16 protein-coding genes are annotated in these 13749 nt (G+C 67.7%); 6 read left to right on the forward strand and 10 right to left on the reverse strand.

Annotated features, from left to right (window positions below; translation table 11 throughout):
- Positions 1–310 precede the first annotated feature (310 nt).
- From RT697_RS22120 to cynS, 6 genes are all read left to right on the forward strand, one after another.
- The gene (locus tag RT697_RS22120; protein WP_313701804.1) at positions 311–1453 is read left to right on the forward strand and encodes a PAS domain-containing sensor histidine kinase; all 1143 of its coding nucleotides are present in this window, start codon (positions 311–313) and stop codon (positions 1451–1453) included.
- A gap of 13 nt (positions 1454–1466) precedes the next feature.
- Positions 1467–2105: a response regulator transcription factor gene (locus RT697_RS22125; protein WP_313701806.1), complete on the forward strand. Its 639-nt coding sequence runs from the start codon at positions 1467–1469 to the stop codon at positions 2103–2105.
- 132 nt (positions 2106–2237) lie between these two features.
- Positions 2238–3590 carry a CmpA/NrtA family ABC transporter substrate-binding protein gene (locus tag RT697_RS22130; RefSeq protein WP_313701807.1) on the forward strand — a complete coding sequence of 451 codons (1353 nt, stop codon included), beginning with the start codon at positions 2238–2240 and terminating at the stop codon, positions 3588–3590.
- Positions 3590–4432: a nitrate ABC transporter permease gene (ntrB, locus tag RT697_RS22135; RefSeq protein ID WP_313701808.1), complete on the forward strand. Its 843-nt coding sequence runs from the start codon at positions 3590–3592 to the stop codon at positions 4430–4432. Before RT697_RS22130 ends, ntrB begins: the two co-directional genes overlap by 1 nt.
- A 5-nt stretch (positions 4433–4437) precedes the next feature.
- Complete coding sequence (locus RT697_RS22140) at positions 4438–5232, forward strand: ABC transporter ATP-binding protein (protein WP_313701809.1); 795 nt, start codon at positions 4438–4440, stop codon at positions 5230–5232.
- A gap of 9 nt (positions 5233–5241) precedes the next feature.
- Positions 5242–5685, forward strand: a complete 444-nt coding sequence (cynS, locus tag RT697_RS22145; protein ID WP_105241620.1) for a cyanase — start codon at positions 5242–5244, stop codon at positions 5683–5685.
- A 53-nt stretch (positions 5686–5738) separates the two neighbouring features.
- Here cynS and pdxK read toward each other — a convergent pair whose 3' ends face one another.
- From pdxK to RT697_RS22195, 10 genes are all read right to left on the reverse strand, one after another.
- Positions 5739–6602 carry a pyridoxine/pyridoxal/pyridoxamine kinase gene (pdxK, locus tag RT697_RS22150; protein ID WP_313701811.1) on the reverse strand — a complete coding sequence of 288 codons (864 nt, stop codon included), beginning with the start codon at positions 6600–6602 and terminating at the stop codon, positions 5739–5741.
- Positions 6603–6734: 132 nt separating this feature from the next.
- A complete protein-coding gene (locus RT697_RS22155; RefSeq protein ID WP_313701813.1) occupies positions 6735–7226 on the reverse strand; it encodes an RES family NAD+ phosphorylase in 492 nt (163 codons plus the stop codon).
- Complete coding sequence (locus RT697_RS22160) at positions 7223–7732, reverse strand: MbcA/ParS/Xre antitoxin family protein (protein ID WP_313701814.1); 510 nt, start codon at positions 7730–7732, stop codon at positions 7223–7225. Before RT697_RS22160 ends, RT697_RS22155 begins: the two co-directional genes overlap by 4 nt.
- Entirely contained in the window at positions 7668–8786 is a 1119-nt protein-coding gene (locus RT697_RS22165) for a peptidylprolyl isomerase (protein WP_313701815.1), read from the reverse strand. The genes RT697_RS22160 and RT697_RS22165 overlap by 65 nt, the downstream gene beginning before the upstream one ends.
- Before the next feature lie 76 nt (positions 8787–8862).
- Positions 8863–9375, reverse strand: a complete 513-nt coding sequence (locus RT697_RS22170; protein ID WP_313701816.1) for a YbjN domain-containing protein — start codon at positions 9373–9375, stop codon at positions 8863–8865.
- Positions 9376–9416: 41 nt separating this feature from the next.
- Positions 9417–10109, reverse strand: coding sequence for a DNA repair protein (locus tag RT697_RS22175; protein ID WP_313701818.1), 693 nt, complete (start codon positions 10107–10109; stop codon positions 9417–9419).
- 10 nt (positions 10110–10119) lie between these two features.
- Positions 10120–11826, reverse strand: a complete 1707-nt coding sequence (locus RT697_RS22180) for a putative porin (RefSeq protein WP_313701819.1) — start codon at positions 11824–11826, stop codon at positions 10120–10122.
- Between the two features lie 34 nt (positions 11827–11860).
- Positions 11861–12574 (reverse strand): TonB C-terminal domain-containing protein, encoded by a 714-nt coding sequence (locus RT697_RS22185; protein WP_313701821.1) that lies wholly within the window; start codon positions 12572–12574, stop codon positions 11861–11863.
- A gap of 17 nt (positions 12575–12591) precedes the next feature.
- Complete coding sequence (locus RT697_RS22190; RefSeq protein WP_313701823.1) at positions 12592–13011, reverse strand: biopolymer transporter ExbD; 420 nt, start codon at positions 13009–13011, stop codon at positions 12592–12594.
- 9 nt (positions 13012–13020) lie between these two features.
- Positions 13021–13749, reverse strand: a 729-nt coding sequence (locus tag RT697_RS22195) for a MotA/TolQ/ExbB proton channel family protein (protein ID WP_313701825.1), incomplete at its 5' end; no start/stop codon positions are given.

The raw sequence follows: 13749 nt of genomic DNA on the forward strand, positions 1-13749 counted from the left end.
ACCCGTCGCCACCGCACCAGGCGTCTAAAGAACCAGCACCCGTCGCCACCGCACCAGGCGTCTAAAGAACCAGCACCCGTCGCCACCGCACCGGGCGCCTAAAGAACCCGCACCGAACCCACACCGGACTTCCTAAGAGCCCTCTCCGCAACCACACCTACCTCATCCCATAACGAAGAAGGGATTTCCCTCAATCCCCCCGCAACTCCCGACCCGTCCCGTAAACTCCGCGCAAAAGCGCAGCCAAGATTCGCGCACCAAGGGGATCCGGGGCACCCCCCCGGCAGATTCAACAAGCACCAGGCCATTCATGTTCGCCGACCTGAAGCACCTCTCGCACCACGCCGCCTGGCGCCGTCAGCTTGAAATGCTGCTGGAATCCGCCGGCGAAGGCATCTACGGCATCGACTTGCGCGGCAGGTGCATCTTCATCAACAGCGCCGGCGCCGACATGCTCGGCTACTCCCCCGACGAGCTGGTAGGCCGCAACATGCACTACCTCATCCACCACTCCCACGCCGACCGCACCCTGATGCCCGTCCACGACTGCCGCATCTTCAAAGCCTTCCGCGACGGCCGAGGCGAACGCGCCGACGACGAAGTGCTCTGGCGGCGTGACGGCAGCTGCTTCGACGCCCAATACGCCTCGTACCCCATCCGCAACGACCAGGAAGTCGTAGGCGCCGTCGTCACCTTCTCCGACATCACCGCCCGCAAAGGCATCGAACGCGAACTGCAGAACACTCAGGCCCTGCTCGAACGCCGCGTCGGCGAACGCACCGCTGAACTCAGCGCCGCCCACGACTCCCTGCGCCGCCTCTCCTCCCACTTGAGCACCCTGCGCGAAGAAGAACGCGCCCACATCGCCCGCAACATCCACGACGATCTAGGCGCCTCCTTCACCGCCCTGCAGCTCGACTTGAACTGGCTGCGCCGCCAGCTAAGCGCCACCCCCGCCCTACAGGCGCACCTCGACCGCATGCTCGACGTCACGCAGACCGCCATGGGCGCCACCCGCCGCATCCTCAACGACCTGCGCCCCGTCGTCCTCGACCACCTGGGCCTCTGGGCCGCCCTCGAAGCCCTGCTGCAAGACCTGCAAACCCGCAGCGGCCTGCAATGCCGCTACCTCTGCCCCCCCGACACCGAAAGCCTGCGCCTCGACCGCAACGCCGAAATCGCCATCTACCGCATCGTCCAGGAACTGCTTACCAACGTGCAGCGGCACGCCCGCGCCCGCAGCGTCAGCGTCAGCGCCGTCTGGGGCGCCGACGGCCTCGTCCTCACCGTTGAAGACGACGGCGTCGGCATGCAGTTGCCCGAAGACCGGCACACCTTCGGCATCCTCGGCATGCGCGAACGCGCCCGCGCCATCGGCGGCGACCTTGCGCTCGACAGCGCCCCCGGCGCCGGCATGCGCGCCCGCCTGCGCCTCAACCCCCTGGCGGCATAACGGAAACCAAACCATGCCCCTGAACCTGCTCATCGTCGACGACCACCTCATCATCCGCCGCGGCCTCGCCCGCATCCTCGAAGAAGACCCGCGCGTCGCCCTCGTCCACGAAGCCGCCGACGGCCCTGCCGCCCTGCGCGCCCTGCGCCAAGCGCATTACGACGCCATCGTCCTGGACGTCGCCCTCGGCGAACGCGACGGCCTCGATGTCCTGAAAAGCGTCCGCGCCGACCACCCCGCGCTCGGCGTCGTCATGCTGTCCGTCTACCCCGAATCCCAGTTTGCCGTCCGCGCCCTGCGCGCCGGCGCCCACGCCTACCTCAACAAAGGCTGCGAGCCCGAAGAACTGCTGGCCGCGCTGACCAACGCCGCCGCGGGCAAGATGTACGTCACGCCCACCGTCGCCGAACTGCTCGCCCACACCGTCCGCCAGGACAGCTCCCGCCCGCCGCACGAGCTCCTGTCCAACCGCGAATTCCAGGTGCTGCAACTGCTCGTCGCCGGCCGCTCCGTCTCGGCCATCGGCGAACAGCTCGCCCTGTCCGTCAACACCATCTCGACCTACCGTAGCCGCATCTTCGAAAAGCTCAACGTCCGCACCCTCGTGGAACTGGTCTCCTACGCCAACACGCACCAGTTGGGTGCGATCTGAGCGCATCCGCACTACCGCGGCGCACCGCGCGCACCACGTAGTAAGTCCCCTACACGCGTATCGTTGAACCGGCGATACCGGCTGCCGCGGCGCAGCCCCATGATGGCTCCATTCCCGATCGAAGGAGCCACCATGTCCCTCTTCAGCAACCCGTTCGACGCCAACAGCCGCCTTGCCTGCGGCTGCGGCCGCCACGCGTCCCAGGCCGAACACGAGCGCGCCGCCCTGAATGGCGACACCGCCAGCAACGCCGTCGAACAGGCCGTCATGCGCGCCCTGTTCCCGCAGGACGCGCTGCGCCGCCGCTTCCTTCGCGCCGTCGGCAGCGGCACCGCCATGGCCGCCATTGCCTCGATCTTTCCGCTGGCCGCCGCCAAGGAAGCCTTTGCGCAGACCGCCGGCCCGCTCGAAAAGCAGAAACTCAAGGTCGGCTTCATCCCCATCACCTGCGCCACGCCCATCATCATGGCGCACCCCATGGGCTTCTACGGCAAGCAGGGCCTGGACGTCGAAGTCGTCAAGACCGCCGGCTGGGCCCTCATCCGCGACAAGGCCATGTCCGGTGAATACGACGCCGCCCACATGCTGTCGCCCATGCCGCTTGCGATTTCGATGGGCGTCGGCGCCAGCCGCGCCGTGCCATGGACCATGCCCGCCGTCGAAAACATCAACGGCCAGGCCATCACGCTGTCCATGAAGCACAAGGACCGGCGCGACCCGAAGGACTGGAAGGGCTTCAAGTTCGCCGTCCCCTTCGACTACTCCATGCACAACTACCTGTTGCGCTACTACCTGGCCGAGCACGGCCTGGATCCCGACACCGACGTCCAGATCCGCTCCGTGCCGCCCCCCGAGATGGTGGCCAACCTGCGCGCCGACAACATCGACGGCTTCCTGGCGCCCGACCCCGTCAACCAGCGCGCGGTCTACGACGGCGTCGGCTTCATTCACACCTTGTCCAAGGCCATCTGGGACGGCCATCCCTGCTGCGCGTTCTCCGCCAGCAAGGAATTCGTCACCACCATGCCCAACACCTACCAGGCCCTGCTCAAAGCCATCATCGAGGCCACCGCCTACGCCCGCAATCCCGCCAACCGCAAGGAAATCGCCACCGCCATCGCCGCGCCCAACTACCTGAACCAGCCCGTCACGGTCGTCGAACAGGTGCTGACCGGCACCTACGCCGACGGGTTGGGCAAGGTGATCACCGATCCCAACCGCATCGACTTCGATCCCATGCCGTGGCAGTCGTTCGCCGTGTGGATCCTGACGCAGATGAAGCGCTGGGGCCAGGTCAAGGGCGACGTCGATTATCAGAAGATCGCCAGCGACGTCTTCCTGGCGACCGACGCCGTGCGCCTGATGCGCGAAGCCGGGCTGACCCCGCCCGCGGAGACCGGCAAGACCTTCAGCGTCATGGGCAAGCCCTTTGACCCGAGCCAGCCCGAGGCCTACCTCGCCAGCTTCAAGATCCGGAGGACCTGATGGGGTCCGTGCAACACTGGCGGGCCACGTTCCTGTCCATCGCCCTGTTCCTGGCGTTCCTGCTGCTCTGGCACGCCGCCACCCGCCCCGACGCGGGCGAGGCGACGGTGGACCCGGCCTACGCCGCGCTGGTCGGCAATGCCGCGGCCAGCGGGTCCAAGACGCCGTTTCCGGGTCCCGCCGAAGTCGGCGCGCAGCTGTGGCAGCACCTGAAGGATCCCTTCTATGACCGCGGGCCGAACGACAAAGGCATCGGCATCCAGCTGGGCTACTCCGTCGCGCGGGTGCTGACGGGCTTCGGCCTGGCAGCGCTGGTCGCGATACCGCTGGGGTTCCTGATCGGCATGTCGCGCACCGTGTACCGCGCGTTCGATCCCTTCATCCAGGTGCTCAAGCCGATTTCGCCGCTGGCGTGGATGCCGCTGGCGCTCTACACGATCAAGGACGCCAACACCTCCGCCGTCTTCGTGATCTTCATCTGCTCGCTGTGGCCCATGCTGGTGAACACCGCGTTCGGCGTGGGCGCCGTGCGGCAGGACTGGCTGAACGTGGCGCGCACGCTGGAAGTGTCGCGGCTGCGCACGGCGCTGCAGGTCATCCTGCCTGCCGCGGCGCCCACCATCATGACGGGCATGCGCATCTCGGTCGGCATCGCGTGGCTGGTCATCGTGGCGGCCGAGATGCTGATCGGCGGCACCGGCATCGGCTACTTCGTCTGGAACGAGTGGAACAACCTGTCCATCTCCAACATCATCTGCGCGATCTTCTTCATCGGCCTGATCGGCATGCTGCTGGACAACCTGCTGGCGCGCGCCGCCCGGCTGGTGAGCTATCGGGAGTAACGCGCATGAGCCAATCTTTCCTGCAGGTCCAAGGGCTGGGCAAGCGTTACGCCGGACGCGATGGCCGTCCGCAGCCGCCCGTGTTCGAGAACATCGACTTCCAGATCGACAAGGGCCAGTTCGTCTGCGTCATCGGCCACTCCGGCTGCGGCAAGACCACCATCCTGAACGTGCTGGCCGGCATCGACGACAGCAACGAAGGCATCGTCATCATGGACGGCCGCGAGGTCGCGGGGCCGTCACTTGAACGCGGGGTCGTGTTTCAGGCGCACGCGCTGCTGCCCTGGCTGACGGCGCTGCAGAACGTGGAATTCGGCGTGCGCTCGCGCTGGCCGGCCTACAACCGCGAACAGGTCCGCACGCACAGCCAGCGCTATCTGGACATGGTTGGCCTCGGCCACGCCGCCGCCAAGAAACCCTGCGAACTGTCCGGCGGCATGAAGCAGCGCGTCGGCATCGCCCGCGCCTTTGCCATCCAGCCCAAGATGCTGCTCCTGGACGAGCCCTTTGGCGCCCTGGACGCGCTGACGCGCGGCGCCATCCAGGACGAGTTGCGCGCCATCGTCCAGGAAACGCGCCAGACCGTCTTCATGATCACGCACGACGTCGACGAAGCAATCCTGCTGTCCGACCGCATCCTGCTCATGAGCGCGGGCCCGTACGCCCGCATCGCCGAATCCGTCACCGTGGACCTGCCGCGCGACCGCACGCGCGCCAGCCTGCATCACGAATCCCGTTATTACGACATCCGTAACCATCTCGTCGACTTCCTGGTCGACAAGGCCCATCACAAGGAGTGAACCATCATGATGTCCCGCGCTGAAGTCACCGAACTCGTCGTCACCCGCAAGCTGGAAAAAAAGCTCTCGTGGGGCGCCATCGCCGAAGCCGTCGGCCAGAGCAAGGAGTGGACCACCGCCGCGCTGCTGGGCCAGATGACCATGACCGAGGAACAGGCGCTGGCCGCCGCCCGCGTGCTGGACCTGCCGGCCGACGCCGTCGTGCAACTGCAGGTTGTGCCGTACAAGGGCTCGCTGCCGACCACAGTGCCCACCGATCCGCTGATCTACCGCTTCTATGAGCTGATCAACGTCTACGGCACCACCTTCAAGGCGCTGATCAATGAAGAGTTTGGCGACGGCATCATGAGCGCCATCGACTTCAAGATGGACCTGTCGCGCGAGGCCGACCCAAAGGGCGACCGCGTGCAGATCGTGATGAGCGGCAAGTTCCTGCCGTACAAGACGTACTGATGCGGACAAGGCGGGACGGGGCCTTGGCCCTCAGACCCGCCTTAGCCTCAGCCTCAACCTTCTGCGGCCAATTCTTCCCAGCCCAGTTCGCGGGTGCGCTCCAGCGTCACCGTGACCTGGGCCGCCGCTTCGCGCACCGCCTCGACAAGCTCAAGACCGTTCAGCAGCCGCGATGCGACGCCCGCCATGAACACGTCGCCCGTGCCATGCACCGACGGCGGAATCGCAATCTCAGGATGCGTGACCACCGTGGCGTCGTCGCGCGTCACGGCCACCAGTTGCAGCGTGCCGGGCGCGGCGGCCATCGGCGCGGCGCTGGTTGCGACGATCCATTTCGGCCCGCGCGCGATGAGCTCGCGCGCCGCAGCCACCACCTCGTCCACCGATGACAGCGGCCGGCCGACCAGCAGTTCCAGTTCGAAATGATTGGGGGTCATGCCCTCGGCCAGCGGCACCAGCAGATCCCGGTACTGCGCGACCAGCCCTTCGTTCACGTACAGTCCGTCGTTGCGGTCGCCCATGACCGGGTCGATGAACACGCGCAGGTCAGGACGCGACGCGCGCACGTCCGACAGCCATTGCGCCAGCAGGTTCGCCTGCCCCGGCTGCCCCAGATACCCGCAGACCACCGCGCGCGCCACCTGGCTCACGCGCCGTTCGTTCAACCCTTGCAGCAAGCCCTCGAACCAGTCCAGCGGCACCGCCCCGCCGTGCAGCGTGGGATAGTGCGGCGTGTTGCTGAGAATGACGGTCGGCAGCGCGATCGCGCGCAGCCCCGCCTTGCGAAACACCGGCATCGCGGCGTTGTTGCCGACATAGCCGTAGACAACCTGGGATTGGATCGAGACGACGTCCACCTGCGCAGTGCGGGCGGGCAGCGCTGCGCCCAGCACGGGGGCAGCGGAAGTTGCGGTCATACGGAGTGCTCCTGGGATTGGCGTGGGGCAAGGACACGGTTGCCGCGCCGGTTGCCGGCGCGATGCGCAATATTCTAGTCCGCTGCCGCCGCGGCCCGGTCCGAAGACCGCGCCACGCGCCTCCCCCATCCCTCACTCTTCTCCCGGCCGCCAGCCGACGAGCCAGCCCGCGTCCTCCTGAACCGCGCGGGCAATGCCGGTCAAGTGCTGACCAAACGGATACGCCAGCGACGCCACGATCCGGCACTGCCCGATGCGCGGATGCGCCGCATTGAGCAGATACTGCACCCCGCCCGCGGACGACGGCACGCGAAGCAACAGGGCGTCGCCCTGCGCCAGCCAGGCGTTTCCAACCGTCCGCGTGGCCGACGTGTCGGTCCGCCAGTGGACCGGCGCCTCGACCTCGGCCACCGTCGCACGCGGCGCCTCGATCTCCAGCAGAACATAATGGCGCGGCAAGCTGCGCGGATGTTCGGCCTCGGCATGCGCCAGCCGGGCGAACACGGCCGCCGCCGGCGAGGCGTCCAGCGCCAGGACCGGCGCGCCCGCATAGTGCCAGCGGCCTGCGGGCCGGGCGCGCGGCACCAGGTCCTCGCTGTTGCTCAACCGCCAGAGCCGGATCATGAGACGTTTCCTTCGTCGATATCGATGAGCCATTGCTCGATCGCCTGCGCGTGTTGCCCGAACTGGGCCAGCAGCAGCGGCACCCTGCCATGCAGCCGCCGTTTGGGCTGGCACAGCCACAGATGGGCGAGATCGCGGTCGCCAAACACCAGCTCGGCCAGCCACGCAACCCGCAACGCCCGGTGCAACATGCGCAGGTCGGCCAGATCCAGACCACGCTCGCGGACCGCATCGTGCCGTAGCCCGCGCGCGTCCGCCGGCATCAGCGGAAACCAGTCCCGCGTGCGCGCGGCAAACGTGACGCGCAGGGCGCGCAGCAGGGCCGCCGCGCAGTGCAGGGTATTGGGCGGACCCGTCCAGCCCAGCGCCTGCTCCAGGCGTGTGTCCAGCGCGTGCGTGACCGGCTTGGACAGGATCGCGTCCGTCCCGCCGGACCGGGAGTCAGGGTGCGCGCGCGACGGCGGGCTTGGCTGACTGTCCTGTGCCGGATTGGTCCAATGCGGCATTGAGCGCCGCGCCATCGATGCTGACGGTGCCGGCATTCAACAAGCCCTCCAGATAGGCCCGCGCGGCCAGTTCCTGACGTTCGTTGCGCAGCGCCACGCGCAGCGCTTCCTTGACCTGCTCGAAAGGCGTGACGCTGGCGGCGCGCACGTCCGACAGTTTCAGGATGTGCAACCCCGCCGCCGAACGGACGGGGTCGGCCACCTGGCCGGCCTTCAGCTTTTCGACCACCGGACGCATTTCGGGCGTCAACTGCGCCAACGGCGCGTAGCCGATGTCGCCGCCCTGCTCGCGGGTGGTGGCGTCGCGCGAATACTCGCGCGCCAGCGCCGCGAAATCGCCCTTGGGCGCCTGCGCGCGCTTGACCAGGTCCTGCGCCTGCTTGCGGGCAGCGGCCAGCGCCTGATCGTCGCCCGGGGCGACGGGCAGGAAGATCTGGCTGATCCGGTACATCGCCGGTTGCGTCAGTTGGGGCTTGGCACGCTCGTAGGCGTCCTGCAGGTCCGCCGCGGCGGGGTAGTCGTCGGGCGCGCGGCTGACGGATTCCAGATACGTCTGCATCACGATCCGCTCTTGCGCGGCCTGGAAGGCGCGTTGCAGCTCTGGTTTGTCCTGCCAGCCCTGCGCGCGCGCCTGTGCGACCAGCGCCTTCTCGGCCAGGCGGGCGCGCAGCCACTGCTCCAGCGCCGCACGGTTGTCCTTCATCTGCGCCAGCGTCTGCGGCGGCAGCATGTCCAGCTGACGCAGCAACTCGTCACGGTCCACCTGCACGGCGCCCAGCGTCGCGACCGCCGGGCCCTTGGCCGGCGCGGCGGCGGCGCCGCCTGCCGGGACGGCGCCGGTCTTGGATGCGGCAGGCGATCCCGCGGCAGGCGAACCCGCGGCGGGCGAACCCGCGGCGGGCTTCGCGGCCGCCGCGGCCGCCGCGGCCGCGGCCGTTTCGCTGCTTTGCGCATCCTTGCCGCCAATCAGCGCCACCGCGCCGGCCAGCACGGCGATGGTCAGTACTGCCCCGGCCGCGCGCAGCGTGGCGGGAGATTTCAGGATCGTGGTCATGGTTGGAACCTTTGCATCACATGGAACTGCCGGGACCGTGCCCGGCAGGCCCCTCGCGGGGCGGTCTCCGTGTTTCTCAGCGCGCCGCTTCTTCAGACACGGCGTCCGCGACGGCGGCGTCTTCCTCACGCGCCTCGGCCACACCGGCGGAGGCTTCGTCAGCCGACTGCCCCGTGGCGTTGGCGCGCAGGAACAGCAGGAACTCCTGCAGCAGGCGGTCCCACAGTTCGGTCGTGGCGCGGAGGTACGTCTCCGAAACGCCGCCGGCCACGATCACGTCCAGCTCCAGCACAAGGAAGACGCCCTGCACAGACAGACGCGCAAAGCGCTTCTCCACGTTCCAGCGCTCGGCCAGGCCTTCCGGCAGCTGGCCTTGCACGCGCAGCGCGCAGCTCATCGTGTAGTCCAGATACTGGCCTTCGTCTTGGGCGGGATTGCCCATGCGGGCGGCAAAGCCCACGCCCTGGCTGGCGCTGAGCAACTGCACCATGCCGTTCTGTTCGGACAGCGTCACGCGGTAGCCCTGCGCTTGCAGCAGGTCTTGAAGGCGCGCGGCGTTCACGTCGAGGATCAGGCTGGATTCGGTCATTGCGGTATTCCTGGAATAAAAAGTGAAACTGTCTTGTCAGATTACGGATTGGACGTTGCAGCGGCTTGACTGGGCGGCACCTGGGCGTCGTACAGCTTGTCGCCGTAGGCCTGCGCCTGCTCCTCAAAGCGAACGCGCGCCTTGGCCGCGAAGGGCTGCTTCAGCGCCAGGATGTCGCCCGTGCTGATGCGTTCATAGGCGTTGAGGATTTCCTTGCCCGCGTCGTACATCTCGCGGTTGCGCGCCACGCAGACCTTGACCTCCTCGTCGCGTTGCGCGAGGTGCTTGGCCAGCGTCTGACGCTCGGCTTCCTTGCCCCGGGCCATCGTCAGCAGTTCGTCATACGCGCCCTTGAACTTGCCAAGTTGCGCCTGGGTGGCGGCGACCTGCGCCTGCGCGCCTTCCATCACCGCCTCCTGCTGCCCGGCCAGCTTCTCGGCCTGGCCGCGCGCCGTTGCGAGCTGGCCGCGCAGGGCTTCCAGCTCCTTGAGCGCGGCATCGCGCTGCGCTTCGGCGGCGGCCTTGGCCGCGTTGACCTGCGCCTGCTCGCCCTGCAGCTGCGACAGCTGCTGAGTGGTGGTGCGCAACTGCGCGCGCAGGCGCTCCTCCATGCTTTCGGCCTGCGCCACGCCGGTCAGCGAGAGGCCCGCGGCGCACAGCGCCACCGCCGCCGCCATCCGGCGCCCGCGACCCGCGCCGGGCGGATGGCGCGATTCGTCCCATTCGATATGCATGTCCATGACCTCAGAATCTGGCGTTGATCTCGAACTGCATCGTGTCGATGGCAAAGGGCGCCCCGTAGATTTCCTTGGTGCTCATCCAGCGGAAGACGCCGTAGACGTTCTTGTCGAAGGCATAGCCGCCGCCGATGTAGTAGCCGCGCGCGTTGGTGCCGCCCTGGTGGAAGGACGAATCGTTGAAGGCGTCGGGCAGCGCATCCGGCTGGATGTACTTGTAGCCAACGAAGGCCAGCCAGTCGCCCTTCTCCTTCAGGTCATACGAACGTCCCAGCGTGGCCTGCAGCATCCAGGCGTTGGGGCCGCTCTCGATCTCGCCGTTCTCGCCGAAGTTGTTGACGATGTTGCCCTGCGAGCGGCTCATCATCTTGCCCTTGTTGTAGGCAAGGTTGCGGATGTAGTTGCCGTTCAGGCGCAGGCCCAGACCGTTGAAGACGCGCGTATCCCAGCGCAGGTTCAGATCAAGCAGATCGAACTTGGACGCCAGACCCACGTACTGCGGCTGCGGCGTATTGGCCGGGTCCAGCGGATTGGGCGTGATGTTGCGCAGCAGGAACAGCGTGTTGCCCTTCTGCATGAACGCCGGACGCGACCAGTCGGTGCTGCAGGTCTCGTCGCCCGCCCACGGCGAGCAGGGGCTGGAGCGCTGGCCCGCGATGTTGTCGAAGTGATAGTAGGCAAGCGCGCCGCGCAGGCTGTTCTGGTTGTTGATCTTCCAGTCCGCGCCGACCTGCGCGCCGAACAGCCACTTGTTCTCGCTCTCGCCTTCGGTCATGGTGCTGGAGCTCCAGCTGTTGTGCGCGTACTCGGTGGCAAAGGCGCCCAGCGTTCCGAACAGGGTGACGTCGCGGCCCTGCAACGGGTGCTTGAAGATCGCGGCCACGCCGTCGAAGTTCAGGTCGTTGGAGAAGAGCGTGTCGGTGGACTCGAACGGATTGCCGATACGCCCGCCGGTCACCGTGGCCCACTTGGCCGGGCGGTAAGTCAGGTAGGCCTGGTCCAGCCAGATGTCCTTCTTGGCCATGCCGCCGCCCAGCGTCTGCGAGGTCGAGACCGGGCTGTCGTCGCTGCCCGTGGCAAGACGGATGCCGGCGGTCCAGGCCTCAGAAATCTCGGCGCGCACGCCCAGCCGCGCGCGGATTCGCAATTGGTTGCGGCGATCCTCGCGCGTGTTCAGCATCGGCGGGAACTTGGTGCTGGTGTTGGGGTTCACGTCGTACGGGCCGTTGGCGTTCAGCGCCGCGAAGTTCGTGATTTCGTTGCTGTTGCTGCCGTTGTAGAGACGCGATTCGTCGCGCACCCGCACGTCGCCTTCGACCGTGATGCGGGACACCCAGTCCGGGAACGTGTTGGGCTGGGCCCAGTTTTCTTCCTTGGCCTGCACCATGACTTCCGCTTTGACCTCGTCGCGGATCTGGTCGCGAACGGTCTGCGGGATGTAGGGGACGCGCACGTCGCCCGCCTGCGCCACGGCGGCGCCGCGGTCCGGCGTGCTCTGACGGGCGGCCTTCGCTTCGGCCTCGGCCTGCGCGACCAGCGCGTCGGCCTGCTCGGCTTTCAGCACGCCTTGCTGCACGAGCAGGCGGATCAGGTTGATGGTGGCGTTCTCGGACGGCGCGGGGGCTGCTGCGGGGGCTGCTAGCGCGGGCGATGCGGCGGCGCCCGCCACGGCCAGCGCAAGCGACGCCGCCAGCCGGTTCAATTGGAACTTCATTCTCAGGATCTCCGGGATCGATTCAATTCGAGGTTCAGGATGGGCGGCGGCCGGTCAGCGATGCGCGAATCGGCATGCTGGCTGAGGCCGGCGGACGTTCGTCCAGGGCAGCTACGGCGCGCAGCGCGGCGACCACGCGGGCGTCGACGTCGGCATCACCGCTACCGCGGGTCAGCTCAACCCGTGTGATCTGTCCGGACGCCGTGAGCCAGATGTTGGCTTGCAGGCGGAAGGTCAGATTGCGGGTGCGCTCGTCTTCGCGCAGGATCTTTTGCAGTGCGTAGGCCAGGTACTGGCTATAGGTGGCGTTGCCCGCGCGGCCTCCGCCGCCGCCGGCCATGCCCTTGCCCTGGCCCGCGCCGATGTTGAACGCGTCGGAGCCGGCCTGCGCTTCGCCGTCGATCTGCATCGGGTTGGCCAGGTCGTCGGCGGGACGCGGCGGAGCCTCGTCCTGCGGCTTGGGCGGTTCGGGCGTGGGCTGCGGCTCGGGTTCGGGCGGCACCTCGGGTTCGTCCTTGGGCTGCTCGGGCTCCGGCGGCTTCTCGGGTTCGGGCGGCGGCGGCGGCGGCGGGGGCAGCGGGATGATTGCCGTCACCTTGGGCGCATCGCGCCGGACGCCGGACATGTCATTGGCCCAGCGCCAGAGCGCGTAGGCCGCCACGGCCGCCGCCACCACGACGGTCGCCAGCTTCAGCCAGCGGCGCCACGGTTGCTGCGCGCGCGAGGAATCGGTTGCGTGTTGCGGCATGACGTTCGCCTTTGCCCCTATTGCGGCTTGCCGGTGACCAGCCCGACCTGCGCAAGCTCCAGGCGGCGCAGCAGGTCCAGCACTTCCACGACTTTCTGGTACTGCACGGCGGCATCGCCGCGCACGATCACCGGAAAGTCGGGGTTCAGCGCCTTCTCCGTGCGCAGCCGGTCTTCCAGTTCGGGCAGCGTGACCGGGTAGGCGTCCAGGAACACCTGGCCCGCGTCGTTGACCGAGATCGCCTTGGTCTTGGGTTGCGACAAGGCCATGCTCGAACTGGCCTTGGGCAGGTTGACCTTGATGCCGGCGATCTGCGCGGTGGCGGTCAGGATGAACATGACCAGCACGACCATGAGCACGTCGACCAGCGGCGTGATGTTGATGCCGTCGACGGGTGCGTCGTCGTCATCGTCCTGGGATGCGGATACGGAAGCCATGATTGCTCCTTATGCCTCGGCCGGCGCCGGCTGCGCGTCGCGCACGGCCGGGCGGGCTGCCGGGGCGCGCATTGCGGGTTGATGGGCGGCTTCCTGCGCCTGCGTTTCGCCATGCACTTCGGCCAGGCGGGTGACGAACTCGTCGACGAACACACGCATGTCCGCGCCGACTTCCTTATTGCGGGAGACCAGGCGGTTGTAGCCAAACAGCGCCGGGATCGCGACGAACAGGCCCATCGCGGTGGCCAGCAGTGCGGCAGCCATACCCGGGGCGATCGCGTTGATGTTCACGTCGCCGGCCATGGCCGTGCCAAGGAACACCACCATGATGCCCAGCACGGTGCCCAGCAGGCCGATGTACGGACCGCCGGCAATGGCGTTGGACAACGAACCCAGCTTGGCGCCCAGCGCCTGGTTTTCCTTGGTGCGCACGGCGTCCATCGAGGCGCGGATGGCTTCGATGGTGGCGGCCGAGATCGACGTGGTGTCGGCGCCCTGTGCACGGCGGGTGCGGATTTCATTGACCGCCACGCGGTACAGGCGCCACAGCGAGGCGTGCTCCACGCGGTTGGCCAGCGCGGCGTCGTCAGCCAGCAGTTCCAGGCGCTGGCCCACCTTGGCGAAGGACTCGCGGAAGAGTTCGTTGGCACGGGCCACGCGGGCCACGTTGCGGCTCTTCTTGATCATGATGATCCAGGACTGCACCATCATCAGCACCAGCACGCCGATGATGATCCA

This window comes from Achromobacter sp. (genome assembly GCF_032113835.1).
Classification (GTDB): domain Bacteria; phylum Pseudomonadota; class Gammaproteobacteria; order Burkholderiales; family Burkholderiaceae_B; genus Achromobacter.